Consider the following 20,559-nt stretch of genomic DNA (forward strand, 5'->3'; position numbering starts at 1 on the left):
CGTGGCAGAGACCACCCACGACCTCGTCGTCGAACGGGTCGAGGCGGGCTACCCCGGACATCTCGCCGTCCGCGGCGTGGACCTCACCGTGCCGGCCGGCCGCGTCGTCGCCATCGTCGGGCCCAACGGCTGCGGCAAGTCCACCCTGCTGCGCACCATCGCCCGCCTCCACCAGCCCCGGTCCGGCACGGTGACGGTCGGCGGCGCCGACATCTGGCAGCTCGGCCAGCGCCGCGCCGCCCACCTCGTCTCGCTGCTCCCGCAGGCCCCGCAGGCCCCCGAGGCCGTCACCGTCGCCGGGCTCGTACGGTACGGGCGCCACCCCCACCAGGGGCTGTTCCGCCAGTGGTCGCGCGAGGACGAGCGGGCGGTGCGCGCCGCCCTGGACGCCACCGGCACCGCCGAACTGGCCGGCCGCCGGCTCGACCGGCTCTCCGGCGGCCAGCGCCAGCGCTGCTGGCTCGCCATGGTCCTCGCCCAGGAGACCCCCCTCGTCCTCCTCGACGAGCCCACCAGCGCCCTCGACCTCGGCCACGCCGTCGAGGTCCTGGAACTGGTCCGGTCGGTGGCCGCCGCGGGCCGCACCGTCGTGATGGTCCTGCACGACCTGATGAGCGCCGCCCGCTACGCCGACGTCATCGTCGCCATGCGCGACGGCGAGATCGTCGCCGACGGCCCGTCACGGGAGGTCGTCGACGCCGCGCTGGTGCGGACGCTGTACGGCATCGACGCCGACGTCCTCGCGGCCCCCGGCGACGGCTCCCCCGTCGTGGTCCCCGCCGCCCGTACGCCCACGGCCGCACCCGCCCCCGCGCCCGCCGGCCGGGAGAGAGCGCAAATGTAGTCTTTGCGGGTGCGCATTCTGGTGGTCGAGGACGAAGAGCGGCTGGCCGACACCCTCCGGCGGGGGCTGGCCGCCGCCGGCCACTGGGTCGACGTCGCGCACGACGGCCGGCGCGGCCTGGAACTCGCGCTGGCCCAGGGGTACGACGCGCTCGTCCTCGACGTGATGCTGCCCGGCCTCGACGGCTACGAGGTCTGCGGACGGCTGCGGCGGCTCAAGGACCGTACGCCGATCCTCATGCTCACCGCGAAGGACGGCGAGTACGACGAGGCCGAGGGGCTCGACGCCGGGGCCGACGACTACCTCGCCAAGCCCTTCTCCTTCGTGGTCCTGCTGGCCCGGCTGCGCGCGCTCGGCCGCCGCGCCGGCCGGGAGCGGCCCACCACCCTCCAGGCCGGCGACCTCGTCCTGGACATCGCCGCGCGCGCCTGCCGGCGCGGCGCCCGGGAGATCGAGCTGACCACCCGCGAACTCGCCGTCCTGTCCTGCCTGATGGCCGGCGACGGCCAGGCGGTCGCCAAAGCGGACATCCTGCACGAGGTCTGGGACGCCCCCGGCGACATCGACCCCAATATCGTCGAGGTCTACATCAGCTCGCTCCGCAAGAAGATCGACGCTCCCTTCGGCCGGCGCTCCATCCGCACCGTGCGGGGCGTCGGCTACCGGGTGACGCCCGATGACGGCTGACCGCCCCCTCCGCCGGCTCCGCCCCCGCACCGTACGGGCCCGGGCCACCGTCGCCGCGGCCCTGACCATGGCCGTCATCCTCGCCGCCGGCGGCGGCTGGCTCTACCTCGTACTGCGCCACAACCTCCTCGACAACGCCGCCGAACGCACCGAACTGGCCGCCCGCAAGACCGCCGCCGGACTCGGCGCCGGACCGGGCGGCGGGCGCCTCTCGGCCGGCCTCCCCGAACCCGACGGCGGCGTCGACTCCGTCTTCGTCCTGGGCCCGCGCGGACAGGTGCTCGCGGGCACCGGCCCCGACCCGGCGGCCCGCGCCGCCGGCCTCGCGGGCTTCCGGCCGCCGCCCGGCCAGGACTCCGCGACCCGCGTCCTGTGCTGCGCGAAGGCCGCCGGCGGGCAGCGCAGCGTGGCCGTCGTCGTACGGGCCCCCTCCCCGGGGGGCGACCGCTACGTCTACGGCATCACCGTCCTCAACGACGTCTCCAACGCCACCAGCGCCCTCGCCCTCACCCTGCTGATCGGCGCGCCCCTGCTGATCGCCCTGACCGTCGGCATCGCCTGGGCGGTGACCGGACTGGCGCTGCGCCCCGTCGCCGCCATCCGCGGCGAACTGGCCGCCGTCACCGCCAGCGAACTGGACCGCCGGGTCCCGGACCCGGACAGCGGCGATGAGATCGCGCGGCTCGCCCGCACCGTCAACGCCACCCTCGACCGGCTGGAGCAGGCGGTCTGCCGGCAGCGGCAGTTCGTCGCCGACGCCTCGCACGAGCTGCGCAACCCGATCGCGGCGCTGCGCGCCGAGCTGGAGGTGGGGCTCGCCGGCTCCAGCGACCCCCGGCTCGCCGCGTCCGTACGGCAGGCGCTCGGCGACGCCGACCGGCTCCAGCAGATCATCACCGACCTGCTGCTGCTCGCCCGGCTCGACGCCCGCGTGCAGCGCCCGGACCAGGCGGTGGACCTGGCGCTGCTGGCCGCCGAGGAGATCGCGCGGCGCCGCTCGCCGCGCGTGCCCATCACGCTGGCCGCCGACGAGCCGGTGCCGGTCCGGGGCGACCACGCGCAGTTGGAGCGGCTGCTGACCAACCTCGTCGACAACGCCCAGCGGTACGCGCGCGCCGCCGTACGGATCTCCGCGGCCCTGGACCCGGCGACCGGCGAGGCGTCGCTGCGGGTGTCCGACGACGGGCCCGGCATCCCGCCCGAGTCCGCGGAGCGGGTCTTCGAGCGCTTCACCCGGCTGCACCCGGCCCGCGACCGGGGCAGCGGCGGCACCGGGCTGGGGCTCGCCATCGCCCGGGAGATCGCCCAGGCGCACGGCGGGACGCTGCGCGTGGAGCCCGCGCCGAAGGACGCCCCCGGGGCGTGGCTGGCGGCCCTCTTCCCCGCGAGCGCGGACGGCCGGCGGGGCCCTCGTTCCTGAAGGCCCCTTCAGGAACCTCAGGTTCTCTTCAGCGGCGGTCCGAGATGATCGGATCAGCCCGTACGGACGTGGTCCCCGCGGGCCGTACCACCGCCTGAACCGGGAGGACGCCCGTGCGTGGACGGAGCACCGAGCCCCTGGCCATGACCGACACCGGCGAGGCGACCACCCTCACCGGCCCCGGCGAGGAGGCCCACGGCGGCAGATGGCGCGCCGCGTCCGTGGCCGGGAGCCCGCGCCGCACCGAGGCGCTGCTGCTGGTCTTCGTCCTGTTCATCGTCACCTTCGGCTACACCGACGCGGGGCTCGGGCTGACCGGCTCGCTCCCCGACGGGCTGGCCGGTTTCGTGGCCTCGCAGGCGTGCTGCTCGCTGGTGGCGCATGTCGCGGTGCGCCGGTTCGCGGCGCGCGCCGATCCGCTGATCCTGCCGCTGGCGATGCTGCTGACCGGTCTCGGGCTGGTCCTCATCCACCGGCTGGACCACTCCTACAAGGAGCGCTGGCACTCCGGCGCGATGGCGCCGGGCCAGTTGATATGGACCGTCGTCGGCGTCGGCGTGGCCATCGCGGTGATCGCGGCCCTCAAGGACTACCGGCGGCTCCAGCGCTATATCTACCTGACCATGGCCGCGGCGCTCGTGCTGCTCATCGCCCCGGCGATGTTCAAGGGCGACTCCTACGGCGCGAAGCGGTGGGTGCATCTGGGGCAGCTCTCGTTCCAGCCGGGCGAGTTCGTGAAGGTCATGATCGCGATCTTCTTCGCCGGGTACCTCGTCACGCACCGGGACACGCTCACCCTGACGGGCCGCCGCTTCCTGGGCATGCGACTGCCGCCCGGCCGACAGCTCGCCCCGATCCTCACGATCTGGATCATCAGCCTCCTCGTCCTCGTCTTCGAGCGCGACCTGGGCACCTCGCTGATCTTCTTCGGCCTCTTCGTGGTGATGCTCTACGCCGCCACCGAACGCACCAGCTGGGTGATCTGCGGCGTGCTGATGGCCTCGGTCGGCGCGTTCGCGGTCGGCTCGACGGAGCCGCACGTCAAGGGCCGCATCGTCGCCTGGCTGCACCCCTTCGACATCTACCTGCCGCCGGACCAGCGGCCCCCGGGCCTCGTCTCCGACCAGGCCGCGCAGGCGCTGTTCAGCTTCGGCTCCGGCGGCGTCAGCGGTACGGGCCTGGGGCTCGGCCACCCGGAGCTGATCCAGTTCGCGGGCCGCTCCGACTTCATCCTGACCAGCGTCGGCGAGGAGCTGGGGCTGGCCGGCACCATGGCCGTGATCGTGCTCTACGCGCTGCTCATCCAGCGCGGTCTGCGCACCTCCCTGCTCGCCAGCGACCCCTTCGGCAAGCTGCTCTCCCTCGGCCTCGCCGTCGTCCTCGCCCTCCAGGTCTTCGTGGTGGCGGGCGGCGTCACCGGCCTGATGCCGCTGACCGGCAAGGCGCTGCCGTTCCTGGCCCAGGGCGGCTCGTCCATGGTCGCGAACTGGCTGCTCGTCGCCGTCATGATCAAGGTCAGCGACGGGGCGCGGCGACAACAGGACCTCTAGCGCGTGCCCCGGCCGGATGCCGGGGCACGCGGGACGCTCACTCGGCGAGCCGCAGCTCCGGCACGTCCGCGGCGTCGAAGCCGAAGGTCTGCGCGTACAGGGAGAGTTCGGCCTCCAGCGCCCGGATCATGGTGTCGGCGCGGCGGAAGCCATGGCCCTCGCCCTCGAAGGAGAGGTACGCGTGCGGGATGCCGCGCCCCTTGATCGCTTCGAGGAACCGCTCGCACTGCACGGGCGGGCAGATCGGGTCGTCCAGCCCCTGGAGGAGCACGAAGGGCACCGAGAGGTGGGCCGAGCGGTGCAGCGGCGAGCGGTCGCGGTAGCGGTCGGGCACCTCGGCGAGCGGGCCGATCAGGGTGTGCAGGTACTGGGACTCGAAGTCGTGGGTGCCGTCGGAGGCCCAGCCGACGAGGTCCAGGACCGGGTAGCTGATGGTTCCGCAGGCGTAGAGGTCGGTCGAGGTGAGCGAGGCGGCCGTCGTCCAGCCGCCCGCGCTGCCGCCGCGGATGGCGAGCCGCGCCCGGTCGGCGGTGCCCTCGTCGGCGAGCGCCTCGGCCACGGCGGCGCAGTCCTCGACGTCGACCACGCCCCACATCTCGCGCAGCCGGTTGCGGTACTCGCGCCCGTACCCCGTCGAGCCGCCGTAGTTGACCTCCACGACGCCGATGCCGCGTGAGGTGAAGTAGGCGATCTCCAGGTCGAGCACGAGCGGGACGCGGCCGGTGGGGCCGCCGTGGGCCCACACCACGTAGGGCGGCAGCTCGTCGGAGGGGCCCACGTGGTCGGGGCTGTGCGGCGGGTGGACGTGGGCGTGGATGTCGCGGCCGTCCGGCCCGGTGAAGACGCGGATCAGCGGCTCGGGGCAGTAGGCGCGGTCCACGGCGTCGGTGTGCCCGGCGGCGGCGACCCGGCTGCGGCCCGTGCAGGTGTCGAGCTCCACCACCTCGTAGCCGGTGCGGGGGCCGGCGGCTACGCCGAGGACGCGGGTACCGCTGACCGCCAGCGTCGGGGCCCACTCCGTCCAGGGGCCCGGCGCGTCGACGAGTTCGCCGCTCTCCGGGTCGAGTATGCCCAGCGCGGTCGTGCCGCGGCCGTGGACGACGGCGACCGTGCCGTTCTCCAGCGGCGCGAACCAGCGCTCGCCGATCGTCCACAGGGGGCCCGCGAACTCCTCGTCGCGCGGGCAGACGGCGACGGTCCCGCCGGTGGCCGGGTCCACCTTGTGCACGTTCCACCAGCCGGTGCGGTCGGTGGCGACCAGCAGCGTTCCGCCGGCGGTCCATTCGGCCTGGGCGACCGCCTCGCCCGGGCCGCCCAGGACGGTGCGCGCGCCCGTGAAGCCGCCCGCCGCCGCCTCGGCGGTCTCCGCGACGCGCAGCTCCGTGCCGTCCCAGGGCATCCGCGGGTGGTCCCAGGCGATCCAGGCCGCCTGCCGCCCGTCGGGCGAGAGCCGGGCCCCGGTGACGAACCGGTGCCGGTCGTCGGTCAGTTCGCGGACGGCGTCCCGGTCCCGCGCGGCGGAGCCGTCCAGCGGTACGGCCGCGATGACGCGGCGCACGTCGGTCGGCCCCTCGCCGGTGAACTCCTCCAGGACACACCAGACTTCGCCCCGCTCCAGGTGGACGGTCGGGTCCACCCAGCGCAGCCCGCCGCCGACGGACGAGACGGGGGTGAGGGGTCGGGGGGCGGCGCCGTCCGGGTCGTCCGGCTCGTACGCGTACAGCCGCTGGTCGGCGAAGTCGCTGAAGACGATCAACGGGCCGCCGTGCTCGCGCGGCGCGCCCGCCCAGGGGTGGCCGCCGTACTCGACGACCCGGCTGCGGATGTTCCACGGCGCGGCCAGCGGCGACTCCTCGACGCCGTCGGCGCGCAGCCGCATCAGCGCGCGCCTGCCGCCTTCCTCGGGGCGGGGCGCGATCCACCACACCTCGTCGCCGACCGTGCCGAGGAAGCCGGGCCGGCCGTCCCGCGAGGCGGCGAGCGCGGCGTCGATCGGGGAGGGCCAGGCTCCGTAGGGCGCCGTGGTCGTCATGATGGCTACGCCTCCTGTGGACGGGGACGGTGCGGGTCGGATGGGACTGCGACGGTACTGCGGCGGGGAGTTCGGCGGGGATCTACTGCCGTGGCCGGGGAGCGGGCGGGCTTTGGCTGCCCGCCCGCATCAGGAAGTCGTCGAGGACGCGGACGCCGAAGTGCAGCGCCTCGACCGGCACCCGCTCGTCCACGCCGTGGAAGAGTGCCTGGTAGTCGAAGCCGGCGGGCAGCTTGAGCGGCGAGAAGCCGTAGCCGACGATGCCCAGCCGGGAGAACTGCTTGGCGTCCGTGCCGCCGGACATGCAGTACGGCACCGTGTGCGCGGTCGGGTCGAACTTCCCGATCGCGGCCCGCATGGCCCGGTACGTCGGGGAGTCGACGGGCGCCTGGAGCGGGACCTCCCGGTGCTGGAACTCCCAGTGCACGTCCGGCCCGGTGAGCCGGTCGAGGGTGGCGTGGAACTCCTCCTCGCCGCCCGGCACCATCCGTCCGTCGACGTGGCCGACGGCGGTGCCCGGAATGACGTTGATCTTGTACCCGGCGTCGAGCATGGTCGGGTTGGCGCTGTTGCGGACGGTCGGGGCGACGAGGGCCGCGGCGGGCCCCAGCTTGCCGAGCAGTTCGTCGACGTCGAAGTCGGCGGCGTCCAGGTCGGCCTCGATGCCGTGCAGCGCGGCCAGTTCGGTGAGCGCGGCCCGTACGGTCGGGGTGAGGCGGACGGGCCACTGGTGGTCGGCGATCCGGGAGACGGCCGCGGCGAGGTTGCTGACGGCGTTGTCCGAGTTCACCTTGGAGCCGTGGCCCGCGGTGCCGCGCGCGGTGAGCCGGAGCCAGCCGGTGCCGCGCTCCCCCGCCCCCACCGGGTAGAGCCGCATCCCGCCGCCCGCGTGGAAGGTGAAGGCGCCGGACTCGCTGATGCCCTCCGTGCAGCCCTCGAAGAGGCCGGCGTGCTCCTCGGCGAGGAAGTCGGAGCCGGCCGTGGCGCTGTCCTCCTCGTCGGCGGTGAAGGCCAGCACGATGTCGCGCGGCGGCCGCACCCCGGCCCGCGCCCAGGCCCGTACGGTCGCCAGGACCATCGCGTCCATGTTCTTCATGTCGATCGCGCCGCGCCCCCAGACCACGCCGTCGCGGATCTCCCCGGAGAAGGGGTGCACGCTCCAGTCGGCGGGCTCGGCGGGGACCACGTCGAGATGGCCGTGGACGAGCAGCGCGTCCGCGCCGCGGTCGGCGCCGGGGATGCGGGCGACCACGTTCGTACGGCCGGGCTCGCGCTCCAGCAGCGTCGGCTCGATGCCGGCGTCGGCGAGGCGCTCGGCGATGTACTCGGCGGCGGGCCGCTCCCGGCAGTCGCCGCCGCCCCGGTTGGTGGTGTCGATGCGGATCAACTCGCTGGTGCAGCGCACGACCTCGTCGAGCGCCGCTCTGTCCACCCGGTCGCCACCGCCGTCGCCGCCGTCGCTCAGGGACTCCTCAGCCATACTGTTCCTCCACCGCGGCCGACACGACGGTGGTGACCGCCTTGAAGGCGCGGATGCCCTCGTACATGGTCGTTGTGGTGTAGGCGACGCGGCGCTCCCCGGTGTGCTCCACGCCCGGCACCACGGTCGCGGCGCCCGCCAGGTGTTCGGCGTCGAATTCGAGCTCAACGGTGTGCGGTCCGGCCTGCACCGGTTCGTGCCGCCGTGCCAGGGCCACGGCCTCCCGCGCCGCGGCCTCGATGTCGGACGCCGTACGCGCCGGGGTGCGGCAGATCGCCGCGTACCGCGACACATAGTCCTTCACCGCGACCGAACGGGCGCGCGGCGCATAGCCCTTGGCGTCCTCACAGGTCAGATCGTCGCCCGTCACCAGCACCACGGGCACACCGTATTCGGCGACGACCAGGGAGTTCAGCAACCCCTCGCTGGCGCGCGCGCCGTCCACCCAGACGCCGGTGATGGAATTGGCGAGGTAGGTGTGGGCGAGGACCCCTTCCGTGCCGGCCCCGGTGTGGTAGCCGACGAAGGCGATGCCGTCCACGTCGCCGTGCTGCACGCCCTCGACCATGCTCAGCGTCTTGTGCTTGCCGACGAGCAGTTGGGCCCGCTCGTCCAGCTCCTCCACCAGCAGATTGCGCATGGACCAGTGTGCCTCGTTGACCAGCACCTCGTCAGCTCCCCCGGCGAAGAACCCGGCCACGGCCGCGCTCACGTCCGACGTGAACAGATGCCGGCAGCGCTCCCACTGCGAGGCTCCCGGCAGCACATCGGCCGGCCAGGTGACCCCGGTGGCGCCCTCCATGTCCGCGGAGATGAGGATCTTCACCATGCACCAGTCCTATCGCAGGTGGGAGGCTGTGCGCAGCAGTCCCGACGTCAACTGACGGCAACGATTGCGCGCGAGTTCCGCGAGCCGGGCCATGCCCCACCCTAACCAGCTTCCCTTGCGGCTCCCTGTGCGGACACGTGTGCGATCAGAACGGATCTCTTCGGGCGCCGCTACGGACCTCTTCGGGCGCAGCTTCGGATCTCATCGGGCGCCGCGGCCGCGCGACTTTCGTCGTCGCGGGCCGCGACCAATGGTTACTGCGGTGGTGAAAGGAGCTGTTTAACGTGGTGGCGTGAGACTTGTGAAACACGGGGGAAGCCTCGCGGAGGGACTGCGCCGGGCGCCGCGGCGGCTGGCCGAGGCGTTCCGGCGGCTCTTCGCGCCCGGCATGTGGTCCTTCGGCCGCATCGTCGGCGAGACGCTGCTGAGCGTGGTGCTGGGGCTGACCGCCCTGACGCTGGAGGACACGGCCGGGGAGACCCCGCGGACCATCGCGGTGGCCGTCGCCGTCGCGCTGCTCTCCCCGCTGCGCCGGGTGCTGCCCGCGACCGTACTGCTGCTGGCCGCGATCGGCTCGCCCGAGATCTCCGGCCTCCTCCCGCTGGCCCCCGTCGCCGCCTGGTCGGCGGGGAAGCGGATCGCCGGGCACGGCCGGGCCACCGTCGTCTTCGCCGTGGCGTACGTCCTGAGCGTCGCCGCGTCCCTGGTGCAGGACCTCCCCCGCGTCCTCCCGTCGTCCGTGGTCTTCGGCTCCCTGCTGATGCTGGCCCTGATCCTGCTGCCCGGCCTGATCAGCCGCTACTCGTCGCAGCGCCACACGCTGCTGGACACGCTGCGCGACTACAACGCCCAGTTGCTGCGCGAACGCGAGATGGTCGCCGGGCAGGCCCGGCTGCGGGAACGGCAGCGCATCGCGCAGGACATGCACGACAGCCTCGGCCACCAGCTCGCGCTGATCTCGGTGCACACCGGCGCGCTGGAGGTGGACAGCGAGCTGACCGGGCGGCAGCGGGAGGCCGTCGGCGTCCTGCGGGAGGCGTCCGTGACCGCGATGCGCGAACTGCGCGAGGTGGTGGGGCTGCTGCGGGACGGCACGCAGGTCCCCGGCCCGCCCCAGGACGCCGGGCCCGCCGCCGGGGTCGCGGACGGCGTCGAGGACCTGGCGCGCGCCTCCCGCGCCGCCGGTACGAGCGTGGAGGTGCGGCGCGTCGGCGAGCCGCGGCCGCTCACCCCGGCCGCCGACCACGCCGCGTACCGCATCGCGCAGGAGGGGCTGACCAACGCGCACAAGCACGCGCCGGGCGCGCCGATCGAACTCGCCCTGCACTACGACGCGGACTCCCTGGTCGTGGAGGTCGTCAACGGCCCGCCTCCGGCCGGGGCCGGGCGGGCCGCGATCAGCGGCGGCCAGGGGCTGACCGGGCTCGGCGAGCGGACCCGGCTGGTCGGCGGCATGGTGCACGCCGGTCCGACGGCGGACGGCGGGTTCCGGCTGGCGGGGGTGCTGCCGTACGGCCCGGCGGCGCCGGACGCGCCCGCGCCGCGGCCGACGACGATCGTCGACGCGGCGGACGACCTTCGGCGGCTGCCCCGGACGGGCTCCCACGGTGACAGTGATCCGGTCATCGAAGGGAACGGCCTGCCCAAGGAGCTGGCGAGAGCAGTGAACAGGAACAAGCGACGCGGGGGCTGGGCCCTGGGCTGCGGACTGACGGCGCTGATCGTCGTGGCCGCCGTCGTCTTCGGGGGGATCAAGCTCTTCCAGCACGTGCAGCGGAGCACGATCGAGCCGGAGCAGTACGACGAGATCGAGGTGGGGCAGTCGGAGGCGTCGGTGCGCGACCAACTGCCCGACGGCAAGTCCTTCCTGACCCAGGGACTGCGCAAGGGCGCGCCGCCCAAGCCGGCGGGGGCCGAGTGCCTGAGCCTGCTCTCCATGGAGGACGCGAAGAACTCGGACAACGACATCGTCTACCGGTTCTGCTTCAAGGGCGGCCGGCTGGTCGAGAAGAAGACGTTCGAGGTCAAGTCGTAGCTCCGACCGGGCCGCCGCCGTCCGGCCCCGGGGCCCGGCGGGCGGCCCGGTCGGGGATGATGTCCCGGTAGCCGCACACACGACCGGCCGCTCAGGCCCGCAGGAGAGTAGTGATCAGGGTCCTCATCACCGATGACGAACCGCTCATCCGAGCCGGTATCCGGATGATCCTCGACTCCGCCGACGACATCGACGTCGTCGCGGAGGCGGGCGACGGCCGGGACGCGGTGGAGCTGGCCCGGGCCCACCGCGCGGACGTGATCCTGCTCGACATCCAGATGCCGGTCATGGACGGGCTCACGGCCCTGACCGAACTGCGCCGGGCCCGGCCCGACGCGCGGGTGCTGATCCTGACGACGTTCGGGGAGCAGGAGAACGTGCTGCGGGCCCTGTCGAGCGGCAGCGCGGGCTTCCTGCTGAAGGACTCCGCCCCGGCGGAGCTGATCGGCGCGGTACGGGCCGCGGCGGCCGGCGACGCCTACCTGTCCCCCGCGGCCACCCGACACGTCGTGGACTCGCTGGCCGCGGGCGACACCGGACGCCGCGCCGAGGCGGCCCGCAGCCGGCTCGCCACCCTCACCGACCGCGAGCGGGAGGTCCTCGCGCTCCTGGGCCAGGGGCTGTCCAACGCGGCCGCGGCCCGGCGCATCCATATGAGCGAGGCCACCATCAAGACGTACGTGAGCCGCATCCTGACCAAGCTGGAGTGCGAGAACCGGGTGCAGGCCGCGCTCCTGGCCAGGGACGCGGGGCTGGAGAGCTGACGGCGGGGGCGCCGGGACGTACCGGTGCGGGAGGCGGAGCGTACCGGTACGGGAGATGGAACGTACCGGCTCGGGGGATAGGACGTATCGGCCGGGAGTCGGGAATACCCCCGATCCCCAAGGGAGTTGCGCAGTCATGGCTGTCACACGCGCTGGTTCGAGCGCTGTCACGAGCGACCCCCAGGTGCTGCGCTACGCAGCCTTCTCCGACGATCCCGCCGGCGGCAACCCGGCCGGCGTCGTCCCGGACGCGGCCGGCCTCGACGACGCCGCGATGCTCGGCATCGCCGCCCGGCTGGGCTACAGCGAGACCGCGTTCCTCACCCCGCCGCCGGAGGGGCTGGGAGGCGCGCCCGGCCGCTCCTTCACGATCCGCTACTTCAGCCCGCTCACCGAGGTCTCCTTCTGCGGGCACGCGACCATCGCCTCGGCCGTGGCGCTCGCGGAGCGGATCGGCCCCGGCGACCTGGTCTTCGCCACCCCGGCCGGGGTGGTGCCGGTCGCCGTGGGCGCGGCGGACGGCGTGCTGCGGGCCACGCTCACGAGCGTGGAGCCGGCGGTGCGGGAGGCCGCATCGCCGGATCTCGACGAGGCACTCGCCGCCCTCGGCTGGGCCCGCGCCGACCTGGACCCGGAACTGCCGCCGCGGATCGCGTTCGCGGGCGCCCACCACCTGATCCTGGCCGCCGCCACCCGCGAGCGCCTGGCCGACCTCGACTACGACTTCGACCGGCTGTCCGCGCTGATGCGCCGCCTCGGCCTGACGACGCTCCACCTGGTCTGGCGCGAGCGCGGCAACAGCGACGGGCACGTCTTCCACGTCCGCGACCCCTTCCCGGTCGGCGGCGTGGTGGAGGACCCGGCGACGGGTGCGGCGGCGGCCGCGTTCGGCGCGTACGTCCGCGAACTGGGCCTGGTCGCGACGCCGGCGACGCTCACGCTCCACCAGGGGCACGACCTCGGCCGTCCAGGTCTGCTCACCGTCGAACTCCGCGCGGGCGACCCCCGCTCCCATGTCTCCGGTACGGCCACCGCCATCCCCGACGACGCGGTCTGATACCTATAGCGATCTACTTGTCGCATCATCATGATCTGGTGCCGGTCGGCGAGGCACCATGAGCCGGCACCGGCACCACAGGGGGGTGGCCTCGGCCATGGACAACGGCGGCATCGTGATCGGACTCGTGATCGTCGCGCTGGTGATACGCCGGCAGCTGCGGACGCGGCCGGTGTACGGCAGCGGTCCGCTGCTTCTGCTGGGGCTGCTGGGCCTGCTCGGAATCGTCGCGGTGGTCTTCGGGGTGGCCTCCGTCGTGAAGTACCACCCGCTGGGCGCCGCGACGATCGCCCTCACGGCGGCGAGCCTCGTCATCGCGGCGGGGTTCGGGGCGGCCCGGGCCCGTACGGTGCGGGTGTGGCGGGCGCCCGAGGGGCAGGCGCTGCGCCAGGGCACGGTGGTCACCACAGTGCTGTGGCTCGTCTCGCTGGCGGTCCATATCGGCATGGACCGGTGGATCGACCACACCACGGGGGTCGGGCTGCTCGGCGTCTCGACGCTCTACCTGTATCTGGCGGTGACCCTCGCGGTGCAGAGCCTGCTGGTACGGCGCCGGGCCGCGGCCGTCGCCTGACCGGCGGCCCGGCCCGTACGCGCGGAGGCTCTGACGCCCGTACGGCCTATGCGTCCTCGCGCCCGTAGCTCGGCGGCCCCGCCGGTCGAACGGCGGACGCCGGGAGGCGGGCGGGGCGAAGAGGCACCAGAGTGGAGGGGACCAGGCAGCCGACAGGGAGTGTGCGCATGGCTGACGTCACCGTTTCCCCGCCGTCCTGCCGGGAGAACGGGCCCGTCGGCCTCGCGGCGGACGGCAGCGTTCCGGAGGCCGTGCGGCGGGAGACCGCCGCACGGTTCGCCCGCGTCACCGGCCTCATCGACGCGGGGCGCCTGGAGACCGCACACCAGCCGCGTGACGTGGAGGTCGTTTTCCAGTGAGCACACCGTCCGCACCATCCACCCCGTCCTCGTATTTCGAGGCCCTGTACCGGGAGGCGGCCGACCCCTGGCACTTGGCGGAGCGCTGGTACGAACACCGCAAGTACGAGCTCACCGTCGCCTCCCTGCCCCAGCGCCGCTACCGCCGGGCCTTCGAACCGGCCTGCTCTGTCGGGGAGTTGACGTCGCGGCTGGCGGAGCGGTGCGATTCCCTGCTGGCCTGCGACCGGGTCCCGTCGGCCGTGGAGAGCGCGGCCCGCCGCACTCGGGACCTCCCCAACGTCGAGGTGCGCCGCCTCACCGTGCCTGAGGAGTGGCCCGACGGCGCCTTCGACCTCATCGTGCTCTCCGAACTCCTCTACTACTTCGACACCGAGACCCTGGACCGGTTGCTGACCCGCGCCGTCGACGCGCTGGAGCCGGGCGGCACGGTCGTCGCCGTCCACTGGAACCACCGGGTGGCCGAGCACGTCCGCACCGGCTGCGAGTTGGCGAGCGTCCTCGCGTCCGTACCGAGCCTGGCCGTGACGGGCGAGCACTTCGAGGAGGACTTCGTCCTCCAGACATTCGGCCGACGGCTCCCGGACGGCTCCGCCCCGCCGTCCCCCGCCGCCCGCGAAGGCCTGGTGTGAGACCACGGCACCATCGCCGTCGCTGTCATCAGCACCATCGCCATCGCGTCGTACCGGCGCACGCCGCCGAACCACGTCGGCTCCGGCCGCCCTCCTTCGCGCGGAGGGCGGCCGGAGCCGCCGGTCGGTGTACGGCCGCGCTTCGGCGGCCTGGCGCCGGTAGCGGCCGCGCTTCGGCGGCCTGGTGTCAGTGCCTGCCGCGGGTGCTGTCCGAGGCGCCGCCGAAGAGGCGGGCGATGGCGCGGAACGGCAGGGTGACGACGGTGGCGATGGCTCCGCCGACGGAGCGTAAGACGTCCGCGATGGCTTTCAGCATGGCTGTTCCTCCAAAAGGTCGGCCGGTGATGCCCCGCGTCGCGGCAGTGCGATTCGGCTGTCGGCTCAGCGGCCGACGGCTTTGCGGAGCTGTTCCTTGTTCATGGTGGAGCGGCCTTCGACGTTCTTCTTTTTCGCTTCTTCGTAGAGCTGGTCCCTGGTCGGGCTCACGGGTCCCTTGTGGGAGCGTTCACCACCGCGCTCCGAGGCGGATTTGGGATCGCGGGTCGAGGTCCTACTGGCCGTTTTGGCTTCTCCGGCGCGGGCTCGCTCTTTGTTCACGGTGCGCGAGGCGATTTCCTTCGCACGCTTTTCGGAAGTGCCGCGCTCCTCGGCCTGGTCCTTGATGTGCTCGTACTGACGCTCGCGCTTCTTGTTCGCACCTGCCGGCATGGTGTCGCTCCTAGCTTCGGAAACTCTGGAGACCCTGGAAATTCCGTAAAGGCGATTCACGTGGCCGGGCCCGGCCGTCCACGGGTGCCCCGAACGCCGGACGTGACACCTTGCCCAGCCAACCAGTCCATGCCGCGCTCGGCATTTCGAGCCGGTCCGCGAGGGCCCGCGGGTGTGTCACCGCCGGGACGCGGAGCGCGGGTTCGCGGCCGCGGTCACCCGGCGGTGACCGGTCGCGACGCTCCGCATGCGCGGCCGGGCGGGCGTACGTAGGCTTCGCCGTGAGCCACCCGGGAACTCGGGACGCACAGGCCGCAGGGACGCGTGAGATCCGCCCGGCACGCGGCGGGCCGCCCGCGCCGGGAGCCGGTGCCACGAGCCCGTGCCTCATGGCGAACGAGAGGAGCAGGAGTGTCCGCCTCAGAGTCCAACGGTGACCACCGCGCTTCGTCCGACCGCTCGCGGCACTCGCGGCAGGCGCCCGCGGCCGCGGCCCCCGAGGACGGCGGGCCGACGTCCTCGGAACGGGGTGCGGTCGCGTCGGCGCACGACGCGTTCACGCACCAGGACGACCGTACGGATCCGGACTGGAACATCATCCGCAGCGTGAACTGACCGCGCTCCCCGTGTTCCCCGGCCTTCCGGGGAACACGGGGAGCGGCCCGACCCTCGCGGTCAGGCCCGGCCGTCGCGGTCAGCCCCTGCTGATGTTCAGGCCCCGCTGATGCCTAGGCCCGGCCGTGTTCCGTGCCGAGGCCGAGTGAGGCGGCGATGCCCTGGACGTTCTCGTACCGCTCGCTCGCGGGCAGCCGCTCGGCCAGGTCCACCAGTTGGTCCGGGGCGTGGTGCTCCCGCAGGGACTCCAGCACGGCGGACCGGTCCGCCGGGTAGATGCCGCGCCCGAGGTGGCGGGCGAGGTCGGAGCGGACCGCCACATCCCGCTCGGTCATTCCCTGGGGCACGCCCGTACCGGCCGAGGTGCCGCCGCCGAACGCGTCGGCGGGGTCGCGGGCTACGGCCGGCTGGTCCTCGCCGGCGGGCTGGAGTTCGTGTTCCTCGTCCGTACGCAGCCACCGGTCGGCGTTCAATTCGCCGCGCAGTTGCTTCTTCATCATGTCGTCGCGTGCGGGTCCGGTCTTGTCCGCTCCGTGCTGCATGCCCATTTCCGCCTCCTGGGGTGCGGGCGCATAGGCCCGATACGCCTGTCGGCAATTGCCGGGCCCCGGTGTCCGTACGTTCACACGGGCCCGGCTCCGTCACTCCTCCGGCTTAACAGGCTCGCCCTGGACTTTCAACATCTGCCGGGGTGCGCGTGGCGGCCCCGGCGCGGGAGGAGATCTGTGGGCATTCCCACAGACATGTGTTGCAGTGGATCGAGAAAGGGAACCCGTGAGGACGCCGGGACAGGCGTCCACGGCGCTGGAAACACGCATCCGGAGATATCGAGGAGGAAGTGCCATGCGACTCTCATTCCTCAAGCCGGTCGGCGACCGGCCGGGCCCTTGGGCGTCGGTCTACGTCGACACCACCCACAACACCGAGGACGCGGACAAGCGGCAGGAGCTGGCGGCCCGCGCCACCGCCGCGGAGCTGCGGGAGCAGGGCGCGGACGACGCCACGGTGCGGGCGGTCCACGACCGGCTGACCGACGCGGGCGAGGAGGGGACGACGGCGTCGGCCGGGCGCGCCCTCTTCGCCGCCGGCGGTGACGTCGTGCTCGATGTGCCCCTCCCCGGCGCTCCCTCCGCGCCGTTCGCGGCGTGGGGCCCGCTGCCCCGGCTCGCGCCCCTGGTCGAGACGGTCGGCGAGGCGCCGGTCTGCCTCGTCGTCTCGCTGGACCGCACCGGGGCGGACTTCGCCCTGCGCGCCGCCGGGAACGGCGGCGGCGACAGCGCCGACGCCGGGCAGGTCAGCGGCGCGGACTGGCCGATCCACCGCACGGCCTCGGCCGACTGGTCCGAACGCCGCTTCCAGAACAAGGTGGAGAACACCTGGGAGCACAACGCAGGTGAGATCGCCGACGCCGCCGCCGAGGCGTTCGAGGAGAGCGGGGCCGACGTCCTGCTCCTGACCGGCGACGTCCGCGAGCGCCGGGCCGTACACGACAAGCTCCCCGAGCCCCTGCGGGCCGTGACGTACGAGAGCGAGCACGGCGGCCGGGGCCCGGAGGCCGCGCACAACGCGCTCCTGGAGCGGGATCTCGCCCAGGTCCTGGCCGGTTACGAATGCGACCGGGCCGCTGCCGCGATGGACCGCTTCCACGCCGGAGCGGAGCCCGTGGGTGGTACCGCCCCGTACGCGGCGGCGGGCGTCCCGGCGCTGGTCGAGGCCGCGCGGGAGCACCGGATAGCGACGCTGATCCTGGGCCCGAAGGGTTCGGACGCGCCCCGCGAGGTCTGGGTCGGCCCGGACCCCGACCAGGTCGGCGTGCGCGCCTCGGACCTTCAATACCTGGGCGAAGTGAGCCCGGTCTCGGCGCGCGCGGACGACGCCCTGGTGCGCGCGGCGGTGGCGAGCGGCGCGGACGCCGTCGTGATCAACGATCCCGCCGAGGCCCCCTCGGGCGGCCTCGGCGCGGTCCTGCGCTGGACGGAGCCCGCGCGCCAGGGCTGAGCGCCCGGCGCCGCGCCGAGGCGGAGCGGGCCCGCCGGGAGCGGGGACGCTCGGAGGCCCGGACGCGCCGAGGTCCGGACGCGCTCTGAGGTCCGGGCGGCCTCGGGGCTACCTCGCCTCTTGGCGGATCAGCTCGGCCGCCCGCTCGCCGATCATGATGGCGGCGGCGTTGGTGTTGACGGAGACGATCGTCGGCATCACGGACGCGTCGGCCACCCGCAGCCCGGCGAGGCCGCGTACCCGCAGCTCCGGAGTGACCACCGCGTCGGGGCCGGTTCCCATCGCGCAGGTGCCCGCGGCGTGGAAGTACGGGCCGGTGGCCTCGGCCAGGAAGGCGCGCAGCGACCGCTCGTCGGCGACGTCCGGGCCGGGGTACACCTCGCGCTCGCACCAAGGCGCGAACGGGCTCTGCGCGACGGTCCGGCGCGCCATGCCGATGCCGTGCAGCATGCGCCGGACGTCCGCTTCGGTTCCGAGATATGCCGGGTCGATCAGGGGCGGAGTGCCGGGATCGGCGTCGGCGAGGCGTACCGAACCGCGGCTCGCGGGGACAGTCGACACGGCGACGGTGAAACCGTCCGCGGGGACCGGCCCCGTCGGCGGAGGCAGCGGCACATGCATGAACATCAACTGCATGTCGGGGCCCGGCAGGGCCGGGTCGCTGCGCCAGAGCAGCGACGACTCCGCGAGGTTGGCAAGGCCGACCGGGACGGGCCGGGCCGCCGCGTGTACGAGGCCGCACAGGAGATGGTCGTGCAGGTTGCGGCCGACGCCGGGCAGGTCGTGGCGGACGGGGACGCCCGTCGCGCGCAGTTCGTCCGCGGGGCCGATGCCGGACAGCAGGAGCAGCCGGGGCGAGTCGACGGAGCCGGCGCTCACGATCACCTCGGCGCGCGCGTACGCGGTCACGGTCTCGCCGCGGCGCAAGAACTCCACGCCCGTGCACCGGCCCCGGTCGAGGAGCAGGCGCCGCACGTGGGAGCCGGTCGAGACGGTCAAGTCGGGGCGCCCGGCGCGGACGGGGTGCAGGTAGCCGCTCGCCACGCTCTGCCGCCGGCCGTCGACGATGTTCAGATCGTGCCAGCCCACGCCTTCCTGGCGGGCGCCGTTGAAGTCGTCGGTCTCCGGGTGTCCGGCGGCCACCGCGGCGTCGACGAAGACCTGGGACAGCGGGTTGCCGCCGCTCACCGGCGCCGGCCGCATCGGCCCGCTGTCGCCGCGGTACGCGGGATCCTTGCCCGCCACGGTCTCCATGCGCCGGAAGACGGGAAGGAGCGCGTCGTACCCCCAGCCCGCGCAGCCGGCCGCCGCCCAGCGGTCGTAGTCCGCCCGGTGGCCGCGCAGGAACACCATCGCGTTGATGGCGCTGGAACCGCCCAGCGTCCGGCCGCGCGGGTACGGGTGCGCCGCGCCGCCCATGCCCGGCTGCGGCACCGTGCTGTAGCCGTGGTCGACCTCCGTACCGCCCAGGCCGGGCCAGGCGGACGGCGTCGCGAGTTCCGGCTTGGTGTCCGGCGGCCCCGTCTCGATCAGCAAGACCGTACGGCCGGGGTCCTCGGTCAGCCGCGCGGCGACCACACAGCCGGCCGAACCGGCTCCGACGACGATGTAGTCGTACTCCTCGGACATCGCTGCGCCCCCCGTTCACGATGTTCGTCCGTACCCCTCGCGACGTTCATGACGCCCGTACGAAACGCGTCGATTGTTTCGGAGTGCTGCCGCAACGGCCGCCTAAATGGGCGAAGTCGACGAGATTGGCTTGAAGCGTGCCGACGGTCGGCTTCACACCGCGCCGGGTGTCACGTCGCGTGCCCCGTCGAACGAGCGCCGCGCCGACCGCCATACCGAGGGCCGCGCCGGGCGTACGTGCAGGCCGCGGTGGTGTGCGCGGGCCGTCGGCGCGGGGCCTTCACAGGTCGCGCAGGACGTCCGTCACAGGCCGCGCAGGACGCGGAGCCGGTCGGCGCGGGAGCGTCGCACGATGTCGGCGGCGGGGGCGAGGCGGTCGAAGCCGTGCGGGCAGCCGGGGTGCAGGTGCAGTTCGGTGGAGACCCCGGCGGCGGTGAGGCGGCGGGCGTAGTCGAGGGACTCGTCGCGGAAGATGTCGAGTTCGCCCACCTCGATGTACGCGGTGGGCAGTCCCGTCAGGTCGTCGGCTCGCGCGGGGGCCGCGGCGCAGGGCACGTCGGGCGTGCCGACGGCGTCGCCCAGCAGAGCGTGCCAACCGGTGTAGTTGTAGTCCCAGTTCCAGCCGGTGAAGGGCGCCAGGACGGGGTCGGGGCGGGTGTTGCGGTCGTCGAGCATCGGGTAGACGAGGATCTGCCGGGCGAGCGCCACGCCGCGGTCGCGGGCGAGCAGGGCCGTACCGGCGGCGAGTCCGCCGCCGGCGCTGTCCCCCATGACGGCGATGCGCGCCGGGTCGACACCGAGTTCGGCCGCGTGCTCGGCGAGCCAGGCCAGCCCCGCCCAGCAGTCCTCGACGGGGGCGGGGTGGGGGTGTTCGGGTGCGCGCCGGTAGTCCACGGCCAGCATCGGTACGCGGCTCTCGGCGACGTACCCCGCCACCGTACGGTCGAACAGCTGGACGGAGCCGAGGATCATGCCGCCGCCGTGCAGGTGGACGACCGCCGGGCCGGGCTGTTCCGGCGTCTCGCCGGATCGCGGCGGGGTGTACCAGCGCAGTGACACCCGCGCTCCTTCGTGGGACGTGGTCGTGAACTCCCGTCGGCCGATGTCCGCGGATTCGGGCAGCCCGGCTTCCGCGGCTGCGAGGCCCGCCTCGCCGTCGGCGCGCAGCCGCCGCCAATCGCCGCGGTCCGCGGGCGGCGGCGGTGGTCCCGCCGCCATGCGCTGGGCGATGGCGGGGACGAGTTCGGGGTGGAGCGCGAAACTCATGCGGGTCTCCTCACGGTCGGGATCCCTACCAGGATGACGATCGCGCGCCGCGACCTCGGCAGGGGGTGCGGCACCGGCGG

At 73.9% G+C, this 20,559-nt stretch carries 20 protein-coding genes; 12 read left to right on the forward strand and 8 right to left on the reverse strand.

The genetic code is table 11. From position 1 onward, the window contains the following. Position 1: 1 nt before the first annotated feature. The 4 genes from AB0I22_RS05360 (at position 2) to AB0I22_RS05375 (ending at position 4,501) form a co-directional block, all read left to right on the forward strand. Positions 2–844, forward strand: a complete 843-nt coding sequence (locus AB0I22_RS05360) for an ABC transporter ATP-binding protein (protein WP_363129298.1) — start codon at positions 2–4, stop codon at positions 842–844. 9 nt (positions 845–853) lie between these two features. After that, the gene (locus AB0I22_RS05365) at positions 854–1,531 is read left to right on the forward strand and encodes a response regulator transcription factor (RefSeq protein WP_363129299.1); all 678 of its coding nucleotides are present in this window, start codon (positions 854–856) and stop codon (positions 1,529–1,531) included. Continuing rightward, entirely contained in the window at positions 1,521–2,951 is a 1,431-nt protein-coding gene (locus AB0I22_RS05370; protein ID WP_363129300.1) for an ATP-binding protein, read from the forward strand. Before AB0I22_RS05365 ends, AB0I22_RS05370 begins: the two co-directional genes overlap by 11 nt. Positions 2,952–3,064: 113 nt before the next feature. Next, complete coding sequence (locus AB0I22_RS05375) at positions 3,065–4,501, forward strand: FtsW/RodA/SpoVE family cell cycle protein (RefSeq protein ID WP_363129301.1); 1,437 nt, start codon at positions 3,065–3,067, stop codon at positions 4,499–4,501. Positions 4,502–4,538: 37 nt separating this feature from the next. On the opposite strand, the gene AB0I22_RS05380 is transcribed toward AB0I22_RS05375, so the two are convergent. The 3 genes from AB0I22_RS05380 to AB0I22_RS05390 all read right to left on the reverse strand — a co-directional run bounded on the left by AB0I22_RS05380 (position 4,539) and on the right by AB0I22_RS05390 (position 8,839). Beyond that, a complete protein-coding gene (locus AB0I22_RS05380; RefSeq protein WP_363129302.1) occupies positions 4,539–6,533 on the reverse strand; it encodes a prolyl oligopeptidase family serine peptidase in 1,995 nt (664 codons plus the stop codon). Between the two features lie 82 nt (positions 6,534–6,615). Further along, positions 6,616–8,013 carry a M20/M25/M40 family metallo-hydrolase gene (locus tag AB0I22_RS05385; protein ID WP_363129303.1) on the reverse strand — a complete coding sequence of 466 codons (1,398 nt, stop codon included), beginning with the start codon at positions 8,011–8,013 and terminating at the stop codon, positions 6,616–6,618. Next, a complete protein-coding gene (locus AB0I22_RS05390; protein WP_363129450.1) occupies positions 8,006–8,839 on the reverse strand; it encodes a M55 family metallopeptidase in 834 nt (277 codons plus the stop codon). The genes AB0I22_RS05385 and AB0I22_RS05390 overlap by 8 nt, the downstream gene beginning before the upstream one ends. Positions 8,840–9,134: 295 nt before the next feature. On the opposite strand from AB0I22_RS05390, the gene AB0I22_RS05395 reads away from it, so the two are divergent. The 6 genes from AB0I22_RS05395 (at position 9,135) to AB0I22_RS05420 (ending at position 14,263) form a co-directional block, all read left to right on the forward strand. Beyond that, complete coding sequence (locus tag AB0I22_RS05395) at positions 9,135–10,877, forward strand: histidine kinase (protein ID WP_363129304.1); 1,743 nt, start codon at positions 9,135–9,137, stop codon at positions 10,875–10,877. Positions 10,878–10,987: 110 nt separating this feature from the next. Beyond that, positions 10,988–11,641 (forward strand): response regulator transcription factor, encoded by a 654-nt coding sequence (locus AB0I22_RS05400; RefSeq protein WP_363129305.1) that lies wholly within the window; start codon positions 10,988–10,990, stop codon positions 11,639–11,641. A gap of 136 nt (positions 11,642–11,777) precedes the next feature. Further along, complete coding sequence (locus AB0I22_RS05405; RefSeq protein WP_363129306.1) at positions 11,778–12,698, forward strand: PhzF family phenazine biosynthesis isomerase; 921 nt, start codon at positions 11,778–11,780, stop codon at positions 12,696–12,698. 85 nt (positions 12,699–12,783) lie between these two features. Continuing rightward, positions 12,784–13,272 carry a hypothetical protein gene (locus tag AB0I22_RS05410; protein WP_363129307.1) on the forward strand — a complete coding sequence of 163 codons (489 nt, stop codon included), beginning with the start codon at positions 12,784–12,786 and terminating at the stop codon, positions 13,270–13,272. A gap of 167 nt (positions 13,273–13,439) precedes the next feature. Beyond that, positions 13,440–13,631, forward strand: a complete 192-nt coding sequence (locus AB0I22_RS05415) for a hypothetical protein (protein WP_363129308.1) — start codon at positions 13,440–13,442, stop codon at positions 13,629–13,631. Continuing rightward, positions 13,628–14,263, forward strand: a complete 636-nt coding sequence (locus AB0I22_RS05420; protein ID WP_363129309.1) for a class I SAM-dependent methyltransferase — start codon at positions 13,628–13,630, stop codon at positions 14,261–14,263. The genes AB0I22_RS05415 and AB0I22_RS05420 overlap by 4 nt, the downstream gene beginning before the upstream one ends. Positions 14,264–14,450: 187 nt before the next feature. Here AB0I22_RS05420 and AB0I22_RS05425 read toward each other — a convergent pair whose 3' ends face one another. Beyond that, positions 14,451–14,579, reverse strand: coding sequence for an LPFR motif small protein (locus AB0I22_RS05425; protein ID WP_363129310.1), 129 nt, complete (start codon positions 14,577–14,579; stop codon positions 14,451–14,453). A 65-nt stretch (positions 14,580–14,644) separates the two neighbouring features. Beyond that, the gene (locus AB0I22_RS05430; RefSeq protein ID WP_363129311.1) at positions 14,645–14,971 is read right to left on the reverse strand and encodes a plasmid stabilization protein; all 327 of its coding nucleotides are present in this window, start codon (positions 14,969–14,971) and stop codon (positions 14,645–14,647) included. Positions 14,972–15,382: 411 nt separating this feature from the next. Between AB0I22_RS05430 and AB0I22_RS05435 the strand changes: the two genes are divergently transcribed. Further along, positions 15,383–15,586, forward strand: a complete 204-nt coding sequence (locus AB0I22_RS05435) for a hypothetical protein (protein ID WP_363129312.1) — start codon at positions 15,383–15,385, stop codon at positions 15,584–15,586. A 113-nt stretch (positions 15,587–15,699) separates the two neighbouring features. On the opposite strand, the gene AB0I22_RS05440 is transcribed toward AB0I22_RS05435, so the two are convergent. Beyond that, positions 15,700–16,134 carry a DUF2795 domain-containing protein gene (locus AB0I22_RS05440; RefSeq protein ID WP_363129313.1) on the reverse strand — a complete coding sequence of 145 codons (435 nt, stop codon included), beginning with the start codon at positions 16,132–16,134 and terminating at the stop codon, positions 15,700–15,702. A 295-nt stretch (positions 16,135–16,429) separates the two neighbouring features. Here AB0I22_RS05440 and AB0I22_RS05445 point away from each other — a divergent pair, with 295 nt between their 5' ends. Further along, positions 16,430–17,584: a Vms1/Ankzf1 family peptidyl-tRNA hydrolase gene (locus AB0I22_RS05445; protein ID WP_363129314.1), complete on the forward strand. Its 1,155-nt coding sequence runs from the start codon at positions 16,430–16,432 to the stop codon at positions 17,582–17,584. A gap of 108 nt (positions 17,585–17,692) precedes the next feature. Here the strand turns inward: AB0I22_RS05445 and AB0I22_RS05450 are convergent, their stop codons facing one another. Continuing rightward, entirely contained in the window at positions 17,693–19,213 is a 1,521-nt protein-coding gene (locus AB0I22_RS05450) for a GMC family oxidoreductase N-terminal domain-containing protein (RefSeq protein WP_363129315.1), read from the reverse strand. A 303-nt stretch (positions 19,214–19,516) separates the two neighbouring features. Then, positions 19,517–20,479 carry an alpha/beta hydrolase gene (locus tag AB0I22_RS05455; protein ID WP_363129316.1) on the reverse strand — a complete coding sequence of 321 codons (963 nt, stop codon included), beginning with the start codon at positions 20,477–20,479 and terminating at the stop codon, positions 19,517–19,519. Positions 20,480–20,559: the final 80 nt, after the last annotated feature.

Source organism: Streptomyces sp. NPDC050610 (assembly GCF_040654875.1).
GTDB lineage: Bacteria > Actinomycetota > Actinomycetes > Streptomycetales > Streptomycetaceae > Streptomyces.

What these genes read in the sequence shown, in the direction of transcription:
- AB0I22_RS05445 (WP_363129314.1), top strand. Translation starts at nt 16,430, where the DNA reads ATGCGACTCTCATTCCTCAAGCCGGTCGGCGACCGGCCGGGCCCTTGG.
- AB0I22_RS05430 (WP_363129311.1), bottom strand. Translation starts at nt 14,971, where the DNA reads ATGCCGGCAGGTGCGAACAAGAAGCGCGAGCGTCAGTACGAGCACATC.
- AB0I22_RS05455 (WP_363129316.1), bottom strand. Translation starts at nt 20,479, where the DNA reads ATGAGTTTCGCGCTCCACCCCGAACTCGTCCCCGCCATCGCCCAGCGC.
- AB0I22_RS05415 (WP_363129308.1), top strand. Translation starts at nt 13,440, where the DNA reads ATGGCTGACGTCACCGTTTCCCCGCCGTCCTGCCGGGAGAACGGGCCC.
- AB0I22_RS05425 (WP_363129310.1), bottom strand. Translation starts at nt 14,579, where the DNA reads ATGCTGAAAGCCATCGCGGACGTCTTACGCTCCGTCGGCGGAGCCATC.
- AB0I22_RS05370 (WP_363129300.1), top strand. Translation starts at nt 1,521, where the DNA reads ATGACGGCTGACCGCCCCCTCCGCCGGCTCCGCCCCCGCACCGTACGG.
- AB0I22_RS05385 (WP_363129303.1), bottom strand. Translation starts at nt 8,013, where the DNA reads ATGGCTGAGGAGTCCCTGAGCGACGGCGGCGACGGCGGTGGCGACCGG.
- AB0I22_RS05405 (WP_363129306.1), top strand. Translation starts at nt 11,778, where the DNA reads ATGGCTGTCACACGCGCTGGTTCGAGCGCTGTCACGAGCGACCCCCAG.
- AB0I22_RS05380 (WP_363129302.1), bottom strand. Translation starts at nt 6,533, where the DNA reads ATGACGACCACGGCGCCCTACGGAGCCTGGCCCTCCCCGATCGACGCC.
- AB0I22_RS05450 (WP_363129315.1), bottom strand. Translation starts at nt 19,213, where the DNA reads ATGTCCGAGGAGTACGACTACATCGTCGTCGGAGCCGGTTCGGCCGGC.
- AB0I22_RS05440 (WP_363129313.1), bottom strand. Translation starts at nt 16,134, where the DNA reads ATGGGCATGCAGCACGGAGCGGACAAGACCGGACCCGCACGCGACGAC.